The organism is Shewanella sp. ANA-3, assembly GCF_000203935.1.
Lineage (GTDB): Bacteria > Pseudomonadota > Gammaproteobacteria > Enterobacterales > Shewanellaceae > Shewanella.
The window spans coordinates 2,491,678-2,514,901 of the sequence record NC_008577.1 but is presented as its reverse complement, the minus strand read 5'-3'; the positions used below and the strand labels follow the sequence as shown (position 1 = coordinate 2,514,901).

The 23,224-nt window shown below is 47.1% G+C and carries 14 protein-coding genes; 4 read left to right on the top strand and 10 right to left on the bottom strand.

Annotation, left to right across the window (positions count from 1 at the left end; all coding sequences use genetic code 11):
- Window positions 1-64 precede the first annotated feature (64 nt).
- A complete protein-coding gene (locus tag SHEWANA3_RS11015; protein WP_041412632.1) occupies window positions 65-931 on the top strand; it encodes a WYL domain-containing protein in 867 nt (288 codons plus the stop codon).
- A gap of 627 nt (window positions 932-1,558) precedes the next feature.
- Here SHEWANA3_RS11015 and SHEWANA3_RS23610 read toward each other — a convergent pair.
- The 8 genes from SHEWANA3_RS23610 to SHEWANA3_RS10975 all read right to left on the bottom strand — a co-directional run bounded on the left by SHEWANA3_RS23610 (window position 1,559) and on the right by SHEWANA3_RS10975 (window position 13,962).
- Complete coding sequence (locus SHEWANA3_RS23610) at window positions 1,559-1,729, bottom strand: hypothetical protein (protein ID WP_166485353.1); 171 nt, start codon at window positions 1,727-1,729, stop codon at window positions 1,559-1,561.
- 947 nt (window positions 1,730-2,676) lie between these two features.
- A complete protein-coding gene (gene fdhE / locus SHEWANA3_RS11005) occupies window positions 2,677-3,576 on the bottom strand; it encodes a formate dehydrogenase accessory protein FdhE (RefSeq protein ID WP_011717068.1) in 900 nt (299 codons plus the stop codon).
- Window positions 3,577-3,578: 2 nt separating this feature from the next.
- Entirely contained in the window at window positions 3,579-4,202 is a 624-nt protein-coding gene (locus SHEWANA3_RS11000; RefSeq protein ID WP_011717067.1) for a formate dehydrogenase subunit gamma, read from the bottom strand.
- Window positions 4,199-5,101, bottom strand: a complete 903-nt coding sequence (fdxH, locus tag SHEWANA3_RS10995) for a formate dehydrogenase subunit beta (RefSeq protein ID WP_011717066.1) — start codon at window positions 5,099-5,101, stop codon at window positions 4,199-4,201. Before fdxH ends, SHEWANA3_RS11000 begins: the two co-directional genes overlap by 4 nt.
- Before the next feature lie 2 nt (window positions 5,102-5,103).
- On the bottom strand, window positions 5,104-8,121 hold the full coding sequence (gene fdnG, locus SHEWANA3_RS10990; protein WP_011717065.1) for a formate dehydrogenase-N subunit alpha: 3,018 nt from the start codon (window positions 8,119-8,121) through the stop codon (window positions 5,104-5,106).
- A 522-nt stretch (window positions 8,122-8,643) separates the two neighbouring features.
- Window positions 8,644-9,546, bottom strand: coding sequence for an SMP-30/gluconolactonase/LRE family protein (locus SHEWANA3_RS10985; RefSeq protein WP_011717064.1), 903 nt, complete (start codon window positions 9,544-9,546; stop codon window positions 8,644-8,646).
- A 99-nt stretch (window positions 9,547-9,645) separates the two neighbouring features.
- Entirely contained in the window at window positions 9,646-10,497 is an 852-nt protein-coding gene (locus SHEWANA3_RS10980) for a DMT family transporter (RefSeq protein ID WP_011717063.1), read from the bottom strand.
- A 99-nt stretch (window positions 10,498-10,596) separates the two neighbouring features.
- Window positions 10,597-13,962, bottom strand: a complete 3,366-nt coding sequence (locus SHEWANA3_RS10975; protein ID WP_011717062.1) for a LamG-like jellyroll fold domain-containing protein — start codon at window positions 13,960-13,962, stop codon at window positions 10,597-10,599.
- A gap of 586 nt (window positions 13,963-14,548) precedes the next feature.
- Here SHEWANA3_RS10975 and SHEWANA3_RS10970 point away from each other — a divergent pair.
- Both SHEWANA3_RS10970 and SHEWANA3_RS10965 read left to right on the top strand, forming a co-directional pair.
- The gene (locus SHEWANA3_RS10970) at window positions 14,549-17,386 is read left to right on the top strand and encodes a TonB-dependent receptor (protein ID WP_011717061.1); all 2,838 of its coding nucleotides are present in this window, start codon (window positions 14,549-14,551) and stop codon (window positions 17,384-17,386) included.
- A 179-nt stretch (window positions 17,387-17,565) separates the two neighbouring features.
- The gene (locus SHEWANA3_RS10965) at window positions 17,566-18,321 is read left to right on the top strand and encodes a sulfite exporter TauE/SafE family protein (RefSeq protein ID WP_011717060.1); all 756 of its coding nucleotides are present in this window, start codon (window positions 17,566-17,568) and stop codon (window positions 18,319-18,321) included.
- 179 nt (window positions 18,322-18,500) lie between these two features.
- Here SHEWANA3_RS10965 and SHEWANA3_RS10960 read toward each other — a convergent pair whose 3' ends face one another.
- Entirely contained in the window at window positions 18,501-20,405 is a 1,905-nt protein-coding gene (locus SHEWANA3_RS10960; protein ID WP_011717059.1) for a family 43 glycosylhydrolase, read from the bottom strand.
- Window positions 20,405-21,475, bottom strand: a complete 1,071-nt coding sequence (locus tag SHEWANA3_RS10955; protein WP_011717058.1) for an arabinan endo-1,5-alpha-L-arabinosidase — start codon at window positions 21,473-21,475, stop codon at window positions 20,405-20,407. Before SHEWANA3_RS10955 ends, SHEWANA3_RS10960 begins: the two co-directional genes overlap by 1 nt.
- A gap of 208 nt (window positions 21,476-21,683) precedes the next feature.
- Here SHEWANA3_RS10955 and SHEWANA3_RS10950 point away from each other — a divergent pair, with 208 nt between their 5' ends.
- On the top strand, window positions 21,684-23,129 hold the full coding sequence (locus SHEWANA3_RS10950; protein WP_011717057.1) for an MFS transporter: 1,446 nt from the start codon (window positions 21,684-21,686) through the stop codon (window positions 23,127-23,129).
- The last annotated feature ends 95 nt before the right edge of the window (window positions 23,130-23,224 follow it).

Sequence of the window (23,224 nt, the reverse complement as noted above, 5' to 3'; positions counted from 1 at the left end):
ATACTTGTGGTTTTTATTGATGTATAGTCTGTATACATTAACATGTAGCAAAAACAGGCATTACATGGTTACCGCTGACGTTAAATGGGAGCAGCTTCTTAGATTTCGACTCATTGAAATCGTTGCCCTTTGGGAAGGCAGGCTCACAACCAATCATCTTTGCAATTCATTCAACATCGGGCGGCAGCAAGCATCGAGAGACATTGCTAACTATCAGAAGCTTTTCGAAATACCTCCGCTTGTTCATGACCGGGGGATTAAAGGCTATAGACCCACTAATGACTTTAAACCACGTTTTACGCAGGGAACGCCAAACGAGTACCTGTCTCTATTAAACAAATACACTAACGAAAATATTGATGGTTTTGACCTTCAAGGGCTAGGGCAAGCAAACTCGATCGTGCTCAGTGTACCTGACCGCCATGTTGCACCAATTATCGTTAGGCGTTTGCTTCAAGCAGCAAGAGAGCAGCGATGTGTTGATGTTGACTATGTTTCGTTAGAGCACCCTTCTGAGCGAGGAAGAAACATTGCACCGCACACCCTTGTTTTCGATGGTTTTAGATGGCACGTACGAGCTTACTGTGAAGAGAAGAAGGGATTTCGAGACTTTGTTCTAAGCCGATTCAGGAATGAACCTGAAATCCTCGATAAGTCTTCTTTGACCAAAGAAGATGATGACGATTGGAACATCGAAGAAACTTTCGAAATCACAACGAACCCCTTTCTTACTCAAGAACAGCAACTGGTTGTAAAAGCAGACTATGGGATGCTTGAAGCACAGTTTTTCGTATCTTGCAGAAGAGCTTTGATTAAGTATTACGTAAAACGCCTAAACATATGCCTTGACACAAAAAAGCTGAAATCTTCACCTCAAGCTAACCAGCTCACGGTCGCTCAGCCACATAGTTTAAAACGGTGGATCTTGTGATTCATAACTCCACTACGGCTTGTGAAAACAAACTGAGTAAAAAAGCGTGGAGGATGAATTGATCCTAGTTTGTCGGAGGCTAACTTTCTTGAGAGAATTAGCCAATGAGAAAAAGAATTACTTATTCCCCAGAAGTCAGCGAACGTGCGGTTCGTATGGTTTTAACAGCAGAGCGTGAGCACCCATCTCGGTGGTCTGCTATCAAGTCTATCGCTTCAAAGATCGGTTGTACCCCAGAAAGCCTTCGAGTATGGGTTAACAAAATGGAACCGCCCTCTGGAGAGAAAACTGGAGTCACAACTGATACGGCCACCAGGCTTAAAGAGCTTAAACGTAAAAACTGAGAGCTAAAACAAGCTAACGAAATTTTGAAGAAGGCAGCGGCTTTTTTCGCAGTCGCGGTGCTAGATTGCAAACCCCAGAAATGATCGATTTTATTGACCTCTATCGGGGACTCTGGTTAGCCTCTAGAACAGTAGGCACTTGTAGCATTACTAAAATTAGGTCAACGGTTCAATACCAAGCTGAGCTAACTTGGTCATGCGAAACAAAGAAAGGGGCAAATTAATTTCAAGTTGGTTGAATCACCACTACTTCGCTACCTAGTTTTATCCATTTCTTTTGCCACTAATTTTTTCTTTCTGGAATCAGAAATTCGACAGTAGCCTCATTATGACCACGCGATTTAGTCACATCTTTCATGCTCATTTCAGCGAGAATTTCTTCTGCTTTAGCTCTAGCAGCCAATTGCACTTGTGGCTTAAGCCTCTTTCTAAGTTCGTTCAGTGATTTAGCCATAATAACCTCCTTTGAATCGCCACTGTTCGGTGTAGAGCAACGAAAAAGACATGGATAAGTGTTCTATCAATCGGGCAGCCAGTCGCTAATTTTCATAGATGGACCATTCATATTTTGGTTGGGCACTCATTCTAGATTCCAATGCTCTAAGACGAACAGGATATGAATTTAGCAAAGGGTACGAAATTGCTCAGGAACCCATTTAAAACAATAAGTTAATATCAATCTGATACTAACCTTACATTTATGAATTTTGGATAATAACCAACAATATTTGGACAAAAATACTGAAACTTTTGCATTGATTTAACAAAAAAACGGAGAAATTTTGTAATAAAAATGTCGGTGTCCAGACAGTTGTTTTTTTACGGATGAAGGGGGCATAATGGAAAGGTATTGCCAATAGCATCTACTCAATCTTGTGGTCAGTCACTTCATTGAAAACGTTACCTATGTGGGTTTATCTATAACGGCCTGCACCACTTTTTAAAATAAATATAGAAATTTCAGATAGTTAATATAAATATATAGCTCATTCTGATTTATGTGAGAATCTTCGTTTTGATGCATTCTGAAATAGAGGTATAACTATCTGATTTTATTGAAGGCTCATTCTGATTCTCGGTGAGAATTTTCATGCGTCTAATTGTCCGCCCAATAAAGGGTTAAGATTGTCCTCGTTTAGCGCTTACCGTTGATTTTTGTTTAATCAAGGGATAGATACATTTGATGGGTTACTTCTACGCTATTTTCAAGGCGTTCCTACGTGAATATTTGGCAAGATTGCCCCTGCAAGTTTTGCAGATTTCACGTAGCGCACGAATAAGATTTGAATCAGTTAGTTTGATATCACAGTCGATGACCATTCGGTCACACTAAGTGGTGACCGAATGGAACATACAGTATCAAAACCATCCATGGCCTTGTTTATTAATCCTTTTTACTATTTAGGCTTCATGTGCAAGTAACAGTGGATTTACCGTTGTGGCACCATAGCCCTTTGCATTGAGCTCGGCATCCAATCCCATCGATGCGATATCGTCCGCTGCCGCATCTAACAATGGCAAACGGTTGGTAAACAACATCTTAGTGTATCCCTTGCACGCCTCGCAGCTCTCAATCCGCACGGCTGCCTTATGGTCATCAAACGACCAAATTGACATCTCCCGGGATTGCTCGCAGCAGGTACAATGGGCGCGCACATAGTGCCACTCGCTTTCACACAGACTGCAATGCAGATAGCGCAGCCCTTCCCGTGGCTCATCGACAATCATGCTGGCGACGGGATGACTGCCGCACACCGGGCAAAGGCTAGACTGTTTAACCTTATTCACATCCATTCGTGCAATCACCATGGGGGCCCAGTGTGACCAATACAAGGACAATCCCGCCCAAATAAATAGGCTGTACTGCGCAGGCACGGCACTAAACTCCCCTTGCCTCAGTTGAGTGCCCCACTCTAGCAATTGAGTTGGCGACTGCTGTTGTAACTCCTGTAGAACAGGCACTAAATGCGTGGGCACTTGAGATACCAATTTTGTTAGCAATGCTTGCAATGCTTTTAACCAATCCTGAGCCGTTTGAGTTTGGCTTAGGGACAACGGATATGGCACCTCAGGGTCAATCTTTGGCGCTGGGCCCATTTCCGTTGCAGCCAGTTTTTGCTGCGTCGACACAAGGATTTGGCAAAGCTTAAGATAATCCGCCAGCGGAGAATCCTGCGCTAATTGGGCTAAACGACGTGCTCTATGTTGATAAATTTTCTCAGGATCTGCCGCTTTTAGCGGTTTCAATGCTAAGGGGGATTTATCAACAAAACTTAACGGGATATCGCTGGCCATCTTCATTGCTATTTTTCCTCGTGTTCTTCTAACATCGCTGGATGGTGCTTACGGGCCCAAGCCTTAGAGACTTTGCCGTAGAGCATCCCTGTGATAGAGCCTTCAATCCAGCAGGCCATCCACACATGTACCACGAGGGAGAGCAGCATTAACACGCCGCAGGCCGAGTGGACTAAGGTGGCCCAATTGACGGCTTCTGCCGAGAACATGGGCGCAAAATAAGGCTGCCACATCATGATGCCGCTGATCAGAAACGCCATTACAAAAACCACAAAGGCGCGGAATAACATTTTCTGACCTGGGTTGTAATGGCCCACGGGCGGAATGTTCTCTTCTTTTTGCAGTAACACCCACACCACGGCTTTCATCCAGGGCAAATCGTATTTATTCCACTTATTGTGCTGGTAGTAGCGGATCAACATCACCGCCAGCAGCAGACACATGGCGATCCCGAAGAATGGATGCATCACTTTTGCCAGTTGTGGTGTGCCAACAATGCCACTTAGCCACTGGAACGAGGGATAAAAAAACGAGAACCCCGTTAGAAAGGTCACTAGGCCAACAAAGACTATGGTCCAGTGGCACAGGCGATCAACGAGCTTATGACGGACAATCATTTCTTTATGATTCATAGCTTTTCCTCCTCTTTGACACCGGCATCAATGTAACCAGGCTGATCTTCCTCGACGATGTTGCGCCCTACTGCAATGCGGTGCATCAGGGCGAATGCCGCCGTTGCGAGCAAGCCCGCGGTGCCCAAAGGTTTAAGCCAATCTTGACGCCATTCAGTGGCGGCGGGGATTTGCGGATCCTTGGGCATACCATAGGTTTCGGGTTGCGTGATGTCGTGGAGGATCATCATCATATGCGTACCACCAACCCCTTCGGGGTTATAGAGTCCCGCCTTGGTAAAACCGCGTTCCTTTAACTGCTCGACGCGCTTTTCGGCATAGAACAACATATCTTCGCGGGTGCCAAAACGCAGCGCTCCCACGGTGCAGGTTTTAACGCAGGAAGGCTCGAGGCCAACGGCGAGCCTATCGGAGCACAGGGTGCACTTATAGGCTTTGTTATCTTTGGCACTGATCTTAGGCACATTGAAAGGACAGGCACTGGCACAATAGCCGCAGCCAATACACTTGTTCGAGTCAAAATCCACTGTGCCATTGGCATGTTGCACAATCGCGCCGCTGGTTGAGCAGGCTTTTAAGCAGGCTGGATCGGCGCAGTGCATACAGGCAGTGTGGGTAAATTGCCAACGCAACTTATTGTTATCCATCACTTCGTGATACTGCATTATGTTCCAGCTTTCTGGAGACAGTATCATCGGGTTCTGGTAACTGCCTTGGAAAGTGCCGACATCTTCACGAAGGTCATTCCATTCGGAGCAGGCAACCTGACACGCTTTACAGCCGGTACATTTAGTCGCATCAAACAGCTTAGTCACCTGCTGGACCGCACCAATGCGCGCCTGGGACGCAGGGGTGATATCCGTGGTGCCTGAGATGCGGATAATATCTTGAGAAGCCATAATTAGAAGCCCTCCGCTTTGGCAATATTCACAAGGAATGCTTTATATTCAGGGGTTTGGGTATTGGCATCGCCCACAGATGAAGTCAGCTCGTTGACGATATAACTCTTCTGCGTCAAGGCCTCATAACTGCCATGGCGTGGAATACCAATGGTGTGAACTTTTTTGCCCTGAACCATCATGGGTTGGAGTCGTTTAGTGACATAGGCCTTAGTGACAATATGCGAGCGCTTAGAGCTCACCTTGACCCAATCACCGTTATTGATGCCCTTTTCCGCCGCCAAGGTTTCATCGATTTCGATAAAGTGCTGTGGCTGGGTAATCGCAGCAAGGTGGCAATGCGTGGTCCAGTTGTTGAAGTGTTCCGTCATTGAGTAAGTGGTGCCAACATAGGGGAATTCTTCATTGGTACCAAAGCTTTCACGTAAGCCTTTGAACATCCGTGCCACAGGGTTATTGGTGACCTTAGGATGCAGCGGGTTACTCGCCAGTGGTGATTCAAACGGCTCGTAATGCTCTGGGAATGGGCCATCTTTTAAGTCACGCAGCGCAAATAAGTGGCCAACGCCATCAGCTTGCATGATGAAAGGATGGGCCGATTCTTCGGCATTCAATTTGGCATTAAAGTCTGGCACATCAATACCCTGCCACTTGTTGTCCTTATACTCGAGTAGCACACGGCTTGGATCGCGCGGCTTACCTTGCACGTCGCAGGATGCGCGGTTGTACAAGATGCGGCGGTTTGCAGGCCATGCAAATGACCAATTCGGGGTAATACCTTTGCCGGATGGATCGCTATTATCGCGGCGCGCCATCAAGTTGCCCGCTTCAGTCCACATGCCTGAGTAAACCCAAATACCGCATGAGGTTGAGCCATCGGATTTTAATTCGGAGAAACCATTGAGCAGCTTACCGGTCGTGAGATCATAACCGTTCATCTCCCGCGCGATTTCCTCTGAACTGGGTTCATGCTCAATCGCATAGTCCCATTTAATGGCTTCGATAGGCGCAGGTAAACGGCCGCCCTCTTCACGGTATAAACGTTTTAATTCCAGCATGATGCCAGAAAGGATCGCAGGATCAGATAAGGCTTCACCGGGAGGATTAGCGCCCTTAAAGTGCCATTGTAACCAGCGGCTCGAGTTAGCAATGGAACCACTTTCCTCAGCAAAACAGGTTGTTGGTAAGCGGAAGACTTCGGTTTGAATACTGGCGGTATCGACATCGTTAAATTGACCCGCATTGCGCCAGAAACTCGAGGTTTCGTTCGCAAGCGCATCGAGCACTACTAAGAACTTAAGATTCGATAAGCCCTTAGACACTTTTTGCTTATCGGGCTGGGAGTTAAGCGCGTTGATGCCCTGGATAAAGTATCCGTTGACCTCACCGTGAACCATCATGTCGATTTGCTTGTTGATATCGTACTGTTGGTCCCATTTTGGCAGCCAGTTATAACCATAATCATTCTCTGCCGTTGCATGTTCACCGAAGAAGGCTTTTAACAACGACACGGTAAAGGCTGGGTAATTGTGCCAATAGTTGGTTTGGTTTGGTCTTAAGGCTTTAGGGGTGTAATGGGCTAAATAGTTTTGTAAATCAACATCTCTATCCTGTGGCAGTTTAAGGTAGCCAGGTAATCCTTGGCACAATAAACCTAAGTCCGTCGCGCCCTGTACGTTTGAGTGACCGCGCAGCGCATTCACGCCGCCGCCCATGATTCCCATATTGCCAAGCAGCAATTGGATCATCGCCATGGTACGGATGTTTTGCGCGCCAACGCTGTGCTGTGTCCAACCGAGGGCATACAGGAAGGTGGCAGCTTTATGGTCAACATGGGTCGCCCCAATTTGCTGACACACTTCAAGATAGGCTTCTTTAGGCGTACCTGTGATGCTAGAAACCGTGTAGGGATCGTAGCGATCGACGTGTTTTTTCAGCAGGTTAATCACGCAGCGAGGATGGCTTAAGCTAGGGTCAACTTTTGCGTAACCCTCTTCATCTAGCTCGTAGAACCAAGTGGATTGGTCGTATTTATGGTTAGCCTCATCGTAGCCACTGAATAAACCGTCATTAAATTCAAAGTCTTCCCGCACGATAAACGTGGCGTTGGTATAGGCTTTGACATAATTAAGGTTGATTTGCTGGGTTTCGAGCAGGTAGCGGATCATGCCGAGCAGGAAGGCAATATCGGTGCCCGAACGAATAGGCGCATATAAATCGGCGACGGCAGCACTTCGGTTAAAGCGCGGATCGACCACAATCAACTTGGCGTTGTTGTGCTCCATCGCTTCTGTCACCCAACCAAAGCCGACGGGATGCGCTTCGGCAGCGTTACCGCCCATCACAATGGCCAGATCGGTATTTTTCATATCCGCCCAGTGGTTAGTCATAGCACCACGGCCAAAGGTGGGCGCCATCGCGGCCGGTGTTGGGGCGTGGCAAACACGGGCGATGTTATCTATGCCTAACATACCAATGGCACGGCCAAATTTATGGGTAATGTAGCAGCCTTCGTTTGCCTGGGCCGATGACGTCATCATCCCTAGGCTGACTAAGCGGTTAACGGTTTGACCCTGAGCATTTTTCTCAACCAGATTGGCATCGCGCTCGTCTTTGATAAGCCTTGCGATACGCTTAAAGGCCTCATCCCAGCTAATGCGCTGCCATTTATCCGAACCGGGTAAACGCACTTCGGGGTATTTTAAACGGTGCGGACTGTTCACATAGTCAACCAGTCCTGCCCCTTTTGGACACAGGGCGCCGCGGTTAATCGGATTATCGGCATCGCCCTCGATATGAAAAATGCTCTGCTCCGCATTTTTCCCATTACTGCTTTGGCTGTACATCAACAAACCACAACCCACAGAGCAGTAGCAACAATTGTTACGCGTCTCTTTTGCGCGTAGCAATTTAAAACCTCTGACGGATGCAAATGCCTTTTCGGACATTAACCCCAGTGCAGAAATAGTAGAAGTCGCGGCTCCTACAGCACAGAGTTTAAAAAACTGTCGTCTATTCATTGTCATTTCACACACTCTCTTTTATGTGCTCACAAGTTGCAGCGAATACGCTGCATGCTTGAGTAGAGAACTTAACCCTACTCATGGTGCGAGTATAAAAAGTGACCAATAATGACAATTTCCGACAGGTGATCAAGGTCACATTAAGTCTTCAATGGAATAAATATCTAAATAAAAGGATTTGTTGCGAGGTTACAAGATTAATGTGTTTAATTTTCGTCAATGTATAGAATTAAAAGCTTTTTATGGTGTGGACATTTTGATTAGCCAATTTGTCCACTTTGTACCAATTTCCGATGGGTGTAAATCCTACTGTTGATGCGCGTCACAAAAGTGGCGCCAGTTGCTCAGGTTATGAGTGAAAATACCGATTAGCTGCTTTTTGAGCAAGATCACAATTTAAGGTAAATGATTGGGGCAACAAAGGGTGATTTTACCTGAAATTACGGTAAATCGTTTTTGTCTAAGGGATTGGTGAGTGGCTGTGATAACAAGATTTACGCTAAAAACGCTGATCTAAACTTAGAGCTGCCCGCAAAAACGAGGGCTGTTTACACCATAAATACCCTGTAATGGGTAGATAAACACATCGCCTGCTTGCGGCTCTTGGTCTAATTGCGATGCGTCAAGTGAGTGTTTGGCACTGGTGACTATCAGTAAATCACGCTTTTCGCCGCCAAAAGCAATGCTGGTTGGGTGGGTAACTGGCAATTTGAGAATAAGATCGACTTCACCATCGGGACGATAGCGCACTACCTGGCCACCGCCCCACTGGGCATTCCAGAGATAACCCGCCGCATCGACATCTGAACCATCAGGGAAAATATGATGGCTCGTGCTCGCAAAGAGGCGCTTACGACTCAATAACCCCTGCTCAATATCAAAATCATATTGATAGATTTGGTGTTTTGGCGAATCAGCATGGTAGAGCGTTCGCCCATCCACGCTCCAGCACAGGCCGTTGGAGATTTCGAGATTTGTAAGGTGTTGGTGGCAATGCCCTTTCTCATCTAGACAATACAGGGCTGCGGTTTGTTGCAAAGTATCGCGCTGCTCAACCATAGTGCCCGCCCAAAAACGCCCTTGCCTATCAATGCGACCATCATTAAAGCGATTGCCAGCAAAATGAGATTCTGGCTGTGCCAACCATGTCAGGCTTTGATCTTCAATATCATAGATTGCAATACCGATATCGAATGCGACGATAAGTGTTGTAGGCTTTGCCGTGAGGCCAAAGGAGCCGACGCGGTGCGGCATGGGGAAAGTCTCTAAGGAGCGGCTCGCGAGATGAAAACGATAAATCACAGAGGATAAAATGTCGGTCCACCAAATAGATTGGTGTAAATCATCCCATAGCACACCTTCACCAAGGCGGTTGCCCACAGGGATTGTCATCAACAGCTCGCCAACCGTGACCGTTTGCATGATTTACTCAAGACGTCCTTTTACCCAGAATGGCCTTATTCTTAAACAAGGCGTTGGCAGACGCAAGGGCAAAAGGAAAAGATAAATGTTTCTTTCTATTTAGCTTTTATTTTGTGGTTCAGATTTGCTGAGGACAACAAGTGCAATGCCACCGAGGATGGCACAGGAGGCTAGCAGTAATCGAAGGCTTAGGGGTTCACCCAGCAATAGCACTCCGCCAACCGCGGCAATTAACGGCACACTCAACTGTACAGTGGCGGCGTAGGTGGATGACAATAAAGGTAAAATGGAATACCAAATCGCATAACCTAAGCCTGAAGCGATGGCGCCCGAGGCTAACGCATAGATAATTCCCATCTGACTTACTGCTAAGGGATCTCGAACTAATAACATTAATAACAGTGCCATCGGCACAGTGCGGATAAAGTTGCCTGCACTGACAGGAATGGGATGCTTGGCTCCCTTACCCTTAATCGAATAAATCCCCCAAGCGACCCCAGCGCTTATCATCAGCAATGAACTCATTAGTGGCGGCGCCGACAGCCCAGGTAACAGCAGAAAAATCAAACCGGCAGCGGCGCAGGCCAATCCAAGCCATTGTCTGGTATTAAAGATTTCTTTTCGGTACAGCCCATAGCCAATCATGGTGGCTTGTACGGCGCCAAAGAGTAACAGCGCACCCATTGAGGCCGTCATATTGATATAGGCGTAGGAAAATCCGGCTGCGTAGACAAACAATGCCAAGGCTGAGCCCCAATGTCCCTTGGCCTCCAGCGCAGGTTTGTTAAGGCTTAATAGCCAGAGCATGATGGCACCCGATAACAACCGGATCAGGGTAAAGCTGCCCGCATCGATACTGCCATCCTTTAACGCGAGCCGGCAAAGTATCGAGTTACAGGCAAAGGCAAACATGGTGAGCGTTGTCAGCGTAAATAGACGAAAAACAGTCATTAGATTCCTTAGTCACGGATAACCAGAATTCAGTTACCATGCTGCAAACAATAAAAAAGCACCCGAATGGGTGCTTTCAGTATAGACAGCTAATCTCGATTATTGATTAGATTCACCAAATAAATCAGCTACATCTTGCTCAGTAATCGCTTCGTCATAGAACTTGATTTCATCGATTGCCCCTTTAAAAGGTGCATCCCAGAAGTTGACCCCAACCGCAAACTTAGTGGTCGGTACTGAGAATATGTTCGGGAAGTTCGCGCCGGTAAACTTCAATTCACCATTGATATAGACCTTCACCTCGCCGCCATTCACTGTGTACGCAAGGTGCGTCCATTGGGATTTTGGCATCACAAAACCAGTTCTACCGTCGTACCATGCTGTGCCTGACCATAACACCATGCGCTCATAATCATTTTGACCGCCTGGTAAGACGCTGGTCCAGCTGGAATCCGTCGCATAACCAAACAAGGCTGTAGTGTACTTATTCAGCTGCTCAGGGTTGAGCCACATTGACACTGAATAGGTGTAGTCTTTGATAAGGTTATTCGGCAATACAATACCAGAGGCACCATCAAAGACCGCCGCCTTGCCTACCGCGCCATCCACATAGCTGATTTTACCGCCTTCAACGCCAATCAGGTTACCCACTACAGTGCCCGCACCGAAGTTAGCGGTACTGTCGTTAAGATTGTCTTCAAAACTATAGATTGCGACCGGTGTTGGCGGATTCTTAGCTTTAACGGTTGCCGTGAAGACTTTGGTTTGGGTCGCATTACCCAGTTTTAAGGTCGCCGTTAAGGTGACAACCTTGTCTTCTTCACCACGAACAGGTTGCGTTACGCCACCATGAGTATCAATAGTCGTTGGATCTGACGATTCCCATGAAATGGCCGAAGCATAAGGACCCGTTACTGGCAGTTCGATATTTTCACGCACCGCCGATAAGTCGCCTAGCTCCAGAATGGCCGTTGCTGAGGACAAGAGTTCACTATCGGCTAACTTGTCGATATCGAGGGCTTTGACTTCTTCAGCCGTTAATGCCGCTTCATATACTTTTAGCTCATCGATAAGGCCGTTGTATGGAACATCCCAGTAGTTAACCCCAAGACCGAAAACGCCCTGAGCCCCCGTAAAGTAGTTGGCAAGGTTACCGCTGCTAAAGCGCTCAACCCCGTTGATAAAGACTTTAACGAGCCCTTTATTGACGGAGAACGCCAGATGCGACCAAGTGTTTTCAGCGATGCGCTCACCCATTACACCATCAAACCAGGTCTCCAGTACTGAGCTGCCACTGGTATCGATATTATGGCTCCAGAACATGGTATTACCGTCCCAGCCCTGTGGCAGCAAGCTGACCCAGGTATTGGAGAACTTGCTACCATCTTCAGCGGTTTGCTCGTTAACTGCGCCGAAGAATGCCGTGGTAAATCCTGTGATAACCGCAGGACTTGCCCAGAAAGACACTGTGTACTCGTAGCTGGAGATAATGCCCGATGGCAGTAACACCCCGTGGGCACCATCTAATGATAGGGCTTGTCCTTCAAAGCCTGTGGCGTAACCAATGGCATCACCCGCTTTGAAGATCCTATCGCCAGTGGGTTGACCATCACTAAATAAGCCTAGGGAATCCTTGAGGTTATTCTCGAAGCTGTAGTGGGCAATACGGTTATAGGTTTTATGGGCAAATACGGTAATTTGGAAGGTTTTAGTCACCTTCTTACCATTGACCATAATTGTCGCGGTCAAGGTCACGACCTTATCGCCCTCGCCAACGTTGGGTCGGATAATGGTGCCATCGGCACGGATCACTGACTCATCGCTCGATTGCCACTCGATAGTCGCCCCACGGGTACCATTTGTCGGTAAGTCGATCGTGCCTTCGGTAGCTTCGGTCGGCAGGCTAATGCCGTTTGCCGATGCCGATAAAATTTCCTCAGTGGTTTTATCGGTGAGCTTCACGCCCCAAATACTCGCCCCATCATTAGAAATGGCGCTAAACGTCGGCATAAGTTTATTTTGCTCAGGGTCCCACTGCCAAGCGAGTACGCCTTCAAACGTGCCTAAATTGTCTAACATTAAGGTGATTTGGTTATCATCGCCCTGTTGGTAAGTACCTGTTACATCGCCAGAGACTGTACCTTTATTGGTCCAAGTACGGGATAACTTCACATGGACTGATTTGTGTGCCGCGGTATTAATATTTTTTGCGTGATTAATAAATTGATAATCACCGGTGACATCGATTTCATCGACAATGTTAGCGCCGTTGATCGGTGCATAACGCTGTGGTGAGGCAACTAACCAACCATCGCTGTTGAGAAATAGCTCATGTACGCGCACGCTGTGACCTTCGCCGGTATCGGGGAAGCGCGTATGGAATACTAAGAAGTATTTGCCCGTTTGTGCATCATAAAAAGCGGAGTTGTGGCCGGGTGACAGGTAACCATGATCATGGCCCACATCGCCCGGGTGGGCCACAAATTGGAAGCCGCCCATCAGTTTGACGCCATAGTCGGCGATATTGCCTGCGGCCGTTGCGCCAATCATGTCCAGACCCGCGGCATCCACATAGGGACCGTTAGGATTTTTAGCGCGAGAGATACGAATGTTGTAACCGTCTTTTTGGGCGAAGCCGCCAAAAGAGGTAAACATATAATAGTATTCAGATTCAGGGCTGTATATAACATAAGACCCTTCGATGGCACTGTAGTTACCACCCATGATCTTAGTGCCATAGCCCTGATCAGGTAACGGTTTACCCGTTGCAGGGTCTAACTGCATCACCCAGATCCCGCCGGAATAGGAACCATAGGTCATCCATAGACCGCCATCTTTATCGTAAAACACGGCGGGATCGATAGCGTTAGGGTCGACAAAGCCATCGTAAATTTGACCGTTTGCGCCAGGGTTTTCAGCCCCCTCTTGACCTGATTTCAGGATCAAGCCTTGGTTAACATAAGGGCCTAAAATATTGTCAGAGGTGGCCATCCCCAGATAGGAGCGCGATACGCAATCAATCTTATCGGGGCCGCCACAGAAGTCGTAATAGAAATGGTACTTACCGTCGGCAAGCTTTATCACATCCGGTGCCCACGAGCCAACAAAGCCACCCGTCCATGCGGTGCCTTCCGCGATTTCTGACTCATAGGTATTGAACAGGCTGCTCTCGGCTGCACCATCTGAGGCAATTTGTGTCCAGTTCATTAAATCAGTAGAACTGGCCACCGCGAGGTGGGAGCCGAAAACATAATAGGTGCCATCGGTATCTTTAATGATGGAAGGATCATGAACCACTGCATTTTTGTAGCTCACCTCACCTGCAATTATCGGATCCGCCGATGTCATAGGGGGAGGAAGTGTAAAGGTATTTGTGTCGTCTGCACTATAGCTGCTGTCGTCCCCACCACAGGAGGCTAGTGCCATGATCAAGCTTGCTGACACGAATGAGCGTTTAAGCACCATGAGCGTCGTTCCTTTTATTGTTGTGTTTGATAATTAGGTTAGCGTGTATCAATGTATCAAATGTAAAAGTAATACAATACTACTGTAACACTAAAGTTACATTAGCATTATGGGGATAGAAGTAAATATCTTGTGACAGAGATTTGTGAGATTTTGCAAAACATTTGACGTTAAGGTCAGCTTGCTTGACCAGTCTAACCTATTCAATCAAGACAATGCTTTAGTCGCCAAACCTTAACGCCATTCAATAAACTCGTTTAATTTCATGTTGATAGTGTTTATGCATCTTTTCGTCGCATTTTAGCGAAATGTGATCTTGCTTTCCTATTGCGTCAAACAGTGAGTTGACATGCAAATAGTCATACAATATTATTTTAACAGTTCTGATAAATTCTTAACCTCACCCGTTGAAGCGAAATTGGTTTAACGCGGTGCACTATACGCTACAAAATAGGCAACAAAATTCTAAATTTTCAGGGACACTGTGGGGATGTCCGTGACTCTGAAGTGGAATAAAAAAGACCGGGACGTCAGATGGTGTCTTAGGCTACCGGGTCAAATAATAAAACTACCGGAGATTAACTAGATGTTTAAACAGACTTATTTGGCAAGTGCTATTCTGCTTGCTCTTGCTAGTCAAGCGACGTATGCGGCAGAAGCTGAAGCGACACAATCGCCTCAGACGGAAGAAACGTCACGCCCCTCTTCTGGCGGTAAAGCGCAAAATAACGAAGAGATGGAGATCATTCAGGTTCAGGGGATCCGTGGTAGTTTAAATAAAGCGGTAGAACTTAAACGCCAAAACATTCAAGTTGTCGATGCCATTATTGCCGAAGATATCGGTAAGTTCCCAGATAATAACGTGGTTGAAGCCTTGCAACGGGTAACGGGTGTTCAAGTGACTGACCGTGCATCAGGTGAAGCCAATACCGTGAGTATTCGTGGTTTAACCGACGTAACCACTACAGTTAACGGCCGTCAAGTTTTCACTGCAGCAGGTCGTGAAGTCGCTATTGCTGACGTACCTGCGGCATTACTCGGCAGTGTTGAAGTCTTTAAAACCCGCTCTTCTTCTCAAGTCGCCAGCGGTATCGCGGGTCAAATTGACATTCGTACCCATAGACCTTTTGATTTCCAAGAAGAAAAAATTTCGGTAGCAGCCAAAGGGATTTACTCTGATCAGCCTGACACTATCGATCCCAATTTCAGCGCCTTAATTAGCGACCGCTGGGATACCAGCATCGGTGAAGTCGGCGCATTAGTTAACGTCTCCTATATCCGCACCAACTATAATGATCAAGTGGTTGCACCTGGCGCATCAATGCCCTATTACGCTGAAACTGGTGTCCAAATCCCTGATACTTATTGGAAGCGTGGCCTAGCCCATGGTTTAGATACCAGTGAAGGGGCATTAATCAACGGTCAGGAATATCTGCTCATGCGCGACGCCGTATTCCAAAATATGAATAACGGTGAGCGTGAACGTCCAGCACTGAACCTATCATTGCAATGGGCGCCAACTGACACTTCCGAATATCTTTTTGAAGCATTCTATAACGGTTATCGTAATGATAACTTCAACTCTATGCTCTTTAGTAACGTAGATTCATCCGCTAACTGGAGCCAAGTGATTCAAGATGGTATTGAAGTTTATGATGGTACCAACGTGGTAAAATCGCGAACTGCCTATAACGTTGACGGATTTAGCAGTTCAGACCATAGCCATAACAAAACAGATAGTTATGTATTTGCCTTAGGAGGTAAGTGGGACTTTGATAATTTGACCTTAAAGTCTGAAGTGGTCTATCAAACCAGTACCTATGAATCACAATTTCTGGCGATGCGCGGTGTAAGCGCGAATAGCACTAAGACTTTCTACGGTGTTGATGTTGACTATAACAACAAAAGTGGTGGTGTACCTAGTTGGGTTTATTTAGATAATCCAGATACAGATATTAATGAGTCTGATTTAACTCAATATGCCCTATGGCAAACGGCTCAATTATACGATAGTGGCGCTAAGGACGAAGGTGATTCAGTTACTTGGACATTCGATGGTGACTATTTCCTCGACTACGGCATATTTACTAAGATGAAATTTGGTATTCGTGCAGAACAACGTGGTGCGAAACACGGACTTTACGATGCCGGTTCCTTAAACACCAACGTGTTATTTAGCGATCTTGACCCTAACATGTTCACCGTAACCTCCGGCTTCTTTGATGGCCGTGGTAATGTGCCGACAAGTTGGGCGATTGCCGATGGTAATTATTTATATGCTAATCGCTCAGCTATTGAAGCTATGTATAACGCCGATGAGCAAGCCCTTGCCATGTATACCAACTATGACATCACCGAAAAGTCATATGCTGCATATATTCAAAGTGATTTTGAAACCGAGTTATGGGGTAAGCAAGTTGATGGTCAAATCGGCCTTCGCTATGAGAAAGCCGATGCAGATATGGATTTCTGGGAACGCAAAAAATATGCTGCAGAGGATGTTGTTGATGACATTCGATACTATCTCGTTCATGACACAGATACCAATGGAAGTGCGGAGTTATTACCAAGCTTAATGGTACGCTTCTGGTTAACTGACGACTTGGTTGCACGTTTTGCCTACACTGAAACGATTCGTCGTCCCGCCTTTGGCGATTTAACCACTGCGATTTCTTATACAGAGGACTTAACAAAGCTTGGGTTCGGTCAAGCTTCAAGTGGTAACTCTAAGTTAGAACCTACTACTTCACAAAACTATGATTTCTCATTGGAATATTACTTTGGTGAAGGATCTTCCATATTCGGTACTTATTTCCGTCGTGATATTGAAGGTTTCGTATTTAACTCTTCTTCTACTATTACCCGTGAAGTTGACGGCGAAACCAAAAAATATATTTTAAGCCGTCCAGAAAACGCTTCAAACGGAAAGCTGACAGGATTTGAGCTAGGTACTGTATATTTCCCAGAGAATATGCCTAGTTACTTAGATGGCTTAGGTACTCAAGTCAGTGCAACCTTCTTAGATTCAAGCCAAGACATTCCTGAGTTTGACTCTGAGAGTGGTGAGCAAATTGGTACTACAACTCGTGAACTATTCGGTGTGTCTGATACTTCTATGAGTGCGGTATTGATTTACGATAAAGACGATTACAGCGCGCGTTTATCATACACTTGGCGTGATAAATTCTTAAGTGCGTATGATGCAGGTAGCTTTGCAATGCCACGCGGTATTTACCGTAAACCTGAGCAGTCACTTGACTTCCAGTTCAGCTACAACATCAGTGATGAGTTTGTATTAACCTTCGATGCGACAAATATTCTTGATGATATCTATCAAGAATACTACGAGGACTCAGTACTCTATAACCGTACGAACAGTATCTATACTCGTACTTTTGCATTGGGTGCGCGTTACTCCTTCTAATTGACCACTGTTGTTTAAACCGAAAAAGCTAATCCTGTGGATTAGCTTTTTTATGCTTTTAATTTAAATGCATAGCAAAAGCCTTAGCCGTGCTTACGTACTTGCTGGCCATCAAACTGCTTTTGTCTCTGGTCAAGCTTTGCTAGTTTTATGCTCCCACTCTTCCTCAAATATTGACTATGCATACCGCTTGGTTCGATTTTACGCTGATCCCTATCGATATCTTTGCCCTGCTGACAATGACTGCGGCGTTTACTTCGTTTTTTACCGCCTGCTTCGGGATTGGTGGTGGCGTAATGTTATTAGGCGTGATGGCGCAAGTCCTTCCGCCACAAGTGATTATTCCTCTCCACGGCGTGGTGCAATTGGGCTCGAATCTGGGCCGCGCACTATTAGGTTGGCAGCATGTGCAGTGGTGGCTTATCAGTCGCTTCTTACCCGGCGCGCTCGTTGGTGCCGCCTTGGGGAGCTTAGTGTTAGTCGCATTGCCGCCAAAGGTCATGTACCTCACCATCGCCCTGTTTATTTTGTACTCCTGCTGGGGACCCAAAATCCCCCGAGTGGTGCTGGGAACAGTCGGAACCATTATTGCCGGTGCTGTCACAACCTTTATTTCGTTATTTGTTGGCGCGACAGGCCCCTTAGTGGCGGCCTTTATCAAACAATTAGAGGTTGACCGTTTTCGCACTGTCGCAACCTTTGCGATGGCGATGTCCCTGCAACATGGCGTCAAAATTATCGTTTTTGAGGGGCTGGATAGTCCTATCCTGCCGTGGTGGCCGCTGCTGCTCTGCATGATTTTAAGCGGCGCCTTGGGAACCTGGCTTGGCTTTAAGATGTTAGCGCGGGTGACGGATAAACATTTCGGCGTCGCCTTTAATTGGGTGCTGACACTGCTGGCGATACGCTTACTGTGGCAGGCCTTGGTGGGATAAAAACTATGGTATAAAAGAGCCTGAATAAAAAAGAGCAGCAGTTGCAAGCACAACTACTGCTCTGGTGCCGAGCAAACTAGGCTCAACCAAGATGCCGATAAGCGACCTCAACTTAAACGACATTACAAGCACGCGTTTAGCCACCGCCGTGGTGATGCTCAGTTATTTAGAGGGATGAATTATTTCACCTCTCTAAAATAGAACTGTTGTGAAATGGTGTTTTTCCACACGTCCTCCACTATGTTATCGCCATTGGCATAGGAGCCATTGGCCACTTTCATCGACGAACCGCCCTTACGGGACACTAGCCTTAATGAGCCATTAGGCATCAACTCGCTACGGAACTCGCTGTCGATTGCAGTACAAGCCCCTAGCTCCAGATTACCTTCGTTGGTCACAAGGCATTGTTGCGCCTTGTTGTTTGAACGTTGGATGGATTGTAGACGGTAAAATCCATCGGTTGTCGGCATGGCTTGCCACTGCTGACAGGCATCGCCGGTGTATTCAAACTGAGCCACATTGGCATTAGGTTTAAGCTGACATTGTTCGGCGCTGACCACTCGGCCGCTATGGGCGTTGACTATGGCAAATGTTGAGACTGGCTCAATCCGCCAATCGGTGCATTCACTGACACGGTTTTCCCCGGCAATCACCTCGGCGCCAGCCTTTTTACTGCAGTTTTTCACCTGCAGATTGCCGATGGAGCGATCGTTTGCGAAACGGAACCAGCCCTCGCGAGTCGAATCCACCGACCAACGCTGACAACGGGAGGCGACCCAAGGCGCAGTATTCAGTGCCGTTGAAGACTCATCTTGGCACTGAGCCTGAGTTAAAAAGGTTCCCTGACCCACATTAGCAAAGCGATACAGGCCATCGTTACTCGGATCAATTACCCATTGGCTGTTGTCATCCTCGCACTTACCGACACTGACCTGCCCCTTGGCATTGGTCACTAGGCATTGACCGACTTCACGGCTCACGATGCGGTATTTCACGCCTTCCACCTGGGTGGTTATCGGACCAAACTCGCCACTTGGGACTGGCAACTGCTTTTTATCCGCCATTGGTTCGCCAAATTTAGGCAAGCCTTCGTTATCCCAAGTAAAGGGTTGAGCACGTGCCGCACGGGTACCACTACAGCCGTCGGAGGCCGAGGAGTTGCCATGGTAAATGAGCCAATCTTCTTTCCCATCGGGAGACTTGAAGAAACCATGGTGGCCAGGGCCATAGACACCATTGGCCTTGCTAAAGAAAGGCTTGTCGTACTTAGTCCATGCGGCGGGATCCATAGGATCGTCACCGGTGAGTTCAACCACGGCCAAGGAATAATCCTCAGTGTTACAAAAGCTTGCCGAGTGAACTAAGAAAGTTCTGCCCTCATGCTGGATGATTTCAGGGCCTTCGTTGACGTTTAAGCCTGATTTTTCCCAGTCGTGAATGGGCGCTGTGATCACCTTATGTTCGCCCTCGACGGTCCAAGGGTTGCTCATCTTGGCAATCAAGTTGACTTGATCTTGGCCATGCCATTCGGACCAGAGGAAATATAACTGGCCTTTATACTCCAAATAGCTGCCGTCGATATTCCAGTGGTCGGGCATTGGTGTGCCCTTAAACTTGTATGGCCCCATAGGGTCGCTGCCTTCACTCTCGAGGATATGGTTACGCTGGCCATCGAAGTTTTCTGCCACGCCCGAGGTGTAAATTACATACCAACGTAATCCCTGCGCAGTTTGCAGTGGGTGGAATTCGAACGCCCAAAAGTTACAGCAGTTGGATTTATCTGTGCCACTCCAAATATTGTGGGCTGGCGCATAGGCAAGCCCTGCAATGGTGGGCGATTTACGCATCACCAGCTCAGAGGTCCACGTGGTGGTGGTGAGATAATAGTTACCATTGTGGTATTCGAGCCAAGGATCGGCTCCATTTCGAAATAACGGATTGGCAAAGGTCGCTGCGGTAATGCGGTTTTCATCCGCGCCCTTCGCACTCTCTGCGGCATATAGGTTACCTGCCCCCAAGCAGGTCGCACTAAGTCCCATGGCCAGCGCAAGCGTCGCCATTCGTTTGTTGATTGTGTGAGTCATTATTGTTTTGTTCCTTCGGGTGCAACTAATACGCTCTGGTATTGATTGAGCGCCTTAGGATCGACCTCTGGCCAACCTTGGCGCCAGCTAAGTTCCGCCATCTTGAGTTTTTGTAAGCCATTATCGGCGGATTCGTAGGCATGAAAGACTAAGTAATCTTTGCCATCGAAGGCATAAACACTGTTATGGCCCAATCCAGGCCAAGCCTTAGTGCCATGCAGTAAAACTGATCCGCCGCCTTGCGCCATGTCTTTGCCCGCTTTATCGAGGTAAGGCCCGGTCACCGTTTTGGCGCGGCCCACGGCTAAGTGGTAAGTGCTGTCATCCCCACGACAGCAAAGGCCGTAGGAGACAAAAAGATAGTAATAGTCATCTTTTTTATAGATAAAAGGCGCTTCGATTTCAGCAGGACCTGGCTCGGTTTCACCAAGCAGTGCTGGGCGTTCTAACTTGGCAAGCGTGTGCCACTCCTCAGGTTTGGCGATGGAGATAAAGTCCGGATTGAGCTTGACCAGTTTTAACCCTTGCCAGAAGGAGCCAAAACTCATCCAAGGCGTACCCTGCTCATCGACAATAATATTGGGATCAATCGCGTTCCAAGCATCGCGATTTGGCACAGATTGAATAACGATCCCCTTATCTGTCCACTGATAGTCCTTTGAATTCTTGTCGAGGGTTTTATTGACTGTCACGCCAATGGCCGAGGTGTTTTTACCAAAGGCCGATACTGAGTAATACAGATAAAACAAGCCGTTATGCTCAATGATATCCGGCGCCCACAAATGGCCGTTAAACTCTGGCGCAACGCCTTTTGCCCAGCTAGGCTCAGTTTCGAATACCCGCCCAGCTAATTCCCAATGGATTTTATCCTTTGAGGAATAATAGGTAATACCGGGACCTGTGCTGAAGAGATAATACTGTCCGGCCTCTTTTGCCATCACAGGATCGTGAATACTCACCTGTTTGGCACTCACTTGGCCTAGGGTGCCCAATACGCCAAGCAGTGCACAATTGAGCATCTTAAGGTGACGTTTTAGGGCTGTTTTCGGTGTGACTCTCATAGCTGGCATCAATTCTCCTTATGACCCCCATCCCATATAACAAAATAGTTATTATGCTATTGTATGATGAATTAAGTTATCATACTATCAGGACAAGGAAGTAACAATCAAATGCAAAAAAATTAACAGGAGAAAAATGTGTTAACATTGCGGAGGCGTTAAATTGCAAAATAACACAATAACTCACTGTTTATAATAAATATAATAAGGATTTCTGATGAGTTATCATAAATTGTCAGTCATTGAAAAGATCGGTTACGGCTCCGGGGACATGGCCGTTAACGTGGTGATTTCGTCAATGATGTTAATTATTACCTTCTTTTATACCGATATTTTTGGGTTAAAGCCCGCCGATGTCGGGATATTGTTCCTGCTGGTTCGTCTTATCGATGCCATTACCGATCCTTTAATGGGCATTATTAACGATAAAGTGACGACCCGCTGGGGAAGATATCGCCCCTACTTCCTGTTTATGGCGATTCCCTTTGGTATTTCGGTGTTCTTAACCTTCTCAACCCCAGATTGGGATTACAATGCCAAACTTATCTGGGCCTATTCGACTTATATTCTGGTCACTATCATCTTTACCACTGTCACTATTCCGTATATTTCGATTATCAGCGTGATCACCGACGATCCAAAAGAGCGGTTATCCGCCAACGGTTATCGTTTGTTCTTCGCCAAGATTGCCGCCTTTTTAGTGACCATTATCGTGCCTATATTGGCGTCTGCCTGGGGCGGAGAGAACATTGCCGCGGGCTATCAAAAAGCCATGGGCGTGATGGCATTGATGGCAACCCTACTGTTTTTATTCTGCTTTTTTACTACCACAGAGCGCGTGGCCTACAAGGTGGAAACTAAGCCTGTTGGCATGCAACTGCGATTATTGTTCAAAAACGATCAATGGTTAGTACTAGTCGCGATTTGTGTGATTGGCACCATTGGCTATGTGATCCGCGGCTCGGTAGCAGCCTACTACGCGACCTATTACTTGGGCGGCGATGCCAAGATGCTCTCGGCATTCCTGTCGACCGGTGTTGGTGCAGCGATTCTTGCGATGGTCGCTTCAACTTGGATCACTAAGCGTTACTGCAAACTAAAACTCTTCCGCTACAGCCAAATCGTGGTTGGGATCTTAAGCGCCATCATGTTCTTTGCCGTGCAGCCGGGCGACATAGTGCTGGCCTTCGTACTCTACTTTGCGATTTCATTCGTGGTGGATTTACATGCGCCTGTCTTCTGGTCGGTGATTTCCGAGTCGGTGGATTATGGCACAGTCAAAACGGGCCACAGGGTCTCTGGCCTTGCCTTTGGCGGGATCTCATTCGCCCAAAAAGCGGGTATGGGCGCGGCGGGATTTGTGGTGGGTATGCTACTGACCTACTTCAACTATCAACCCGGTGAAACTCAAAGCGAATTTGCGTTGACCGGTATTTCGTTAATGCTAACGGTGATCCCTGGCGCATTCCACGCGCTGATGGGCTTACTGATGTTCAAATACAAGATTTCTGATCGCGTTTATGAAGAAATCAAACAGGCTTTGCCCGAGCAGGCGCATGTTAGCCAAACGGACGCCAAGCAGACGTCTAAGGCTATAGCCTCAGACACTGTAACTGCTGAGACAGTAACGCCTAAGACTGCTGCGCCCCAAGTATCGGCGTAATCTTTCTGCGATAACACCATAAGCCCCTACCCAGGGGCTTTTTTATCACGCAAAAACTGAGTTAATCCAAACGTAAAACTCCAATCCGTATAATA

Excerpts from the sequence above, each read along its gene's own strand:
- SHEWANA3_RS11015 (WP_041412632.1), top strand. The coding sequence starts at position 65 with ATGGTTACCGCTGACGTTAAATGGGAGCAGCTTCTTAGATTTCGACTC.
- SHEWANA3_RS23610 (WP_166485353.1), bottom strand. The coding sequence starts at position 1,729 with ATGGCTAAATCACTGAACGAACTTAGAAAGAGGCTTAAGCCACAAGTG.
- fdhE (WP_011717068.1), bottom strand. The coding sequence starts at position 3,576 with ATGAAGATGGCCAGCGATATCCCGTTAAGTTTTGTTGATAAATCCCCC.
- SHEWANA3_RS11000 (WP_011717067.1), bottom strand. The coding sequence starts at position 4,202 with ATGAATCATAAAGAAATGATTGTCCGTCATAAGCTCGTTGATCGCCTG.
- fdxH (WP_011717066.1), bottom strand. The coding sequence starts at position 5,101 with ATGGCTTCTCAAGATATTATCCGCATCTCAGGCACCACGGATATCACC.
- fdnG (WP_011717065.1), bottom strand. The coding sequence starts at position 8,121 with ATGAATAGACGACAGTTTTTTAAACTCTGTGCTGTAGGAGCCGCGACT.
- SHEWANA3_RS10985 (WP_011717064.1), bottom strand. The coding sequence starts at position 9,546 with ATGCAAACGGTCACGGTTGGCGAGCTGTTGATGACAATCCCTGTGGGC.
- SHEWANA3_RS10980 (WP_011717063.1), bottom strand. The coding sequence starts at position 10,497 with ATGACTGTTTTTCGTCTATTTACGCTGACAACGCTCACCATGTTTGCC.
- SHEWANA3_RS10975 (WP_011717062.1), bottom strand. The coding sequence starts at position 13,962 with ATGGTGCTTAAACGCTCATTCGTGTCAGCAAGCTTGATCATGGCACTA.
- SHEWANA3_RS10970 (WP_011717061.1), top strand. The coding sequence starts at position 14,549 with ATGTTTAAACAGACTTATTTGGCAAGTGCTATTCTGCTTGCTCTTGCT.
- SHEWANA3_RS10965 (WP_011717060.1), top strand. The coding sequence starts at position 17,566 with ATGCATACCGCTTGGTTCGATTTTACGCTGATCCCTATCGATATCTTT.
- SHEWANA3_RS10960 (WP_011717059.1), bottom strand. The coding sequence starts at position 20,405 with ATGACTCACACAATCAACAAACGAATGGCGACGCTTGCGCTGGCCATG.
- SHEWANA3_RS10955 (WP_011717058.1), bottom strand. The coding sequence starts at position 21,475 with ATGCCAGCTATGAGAGTCACACCGAAAACAGCCCTAAAACGTCACCTT.
- SHEWANA3_RS10950 (WP_011717057.1), top strand. The coding sequence starts at position 21,684 with ATGAGTTATCATAAATTGTCAGTCATTGAAAAGATCGGTTACGGCTCC.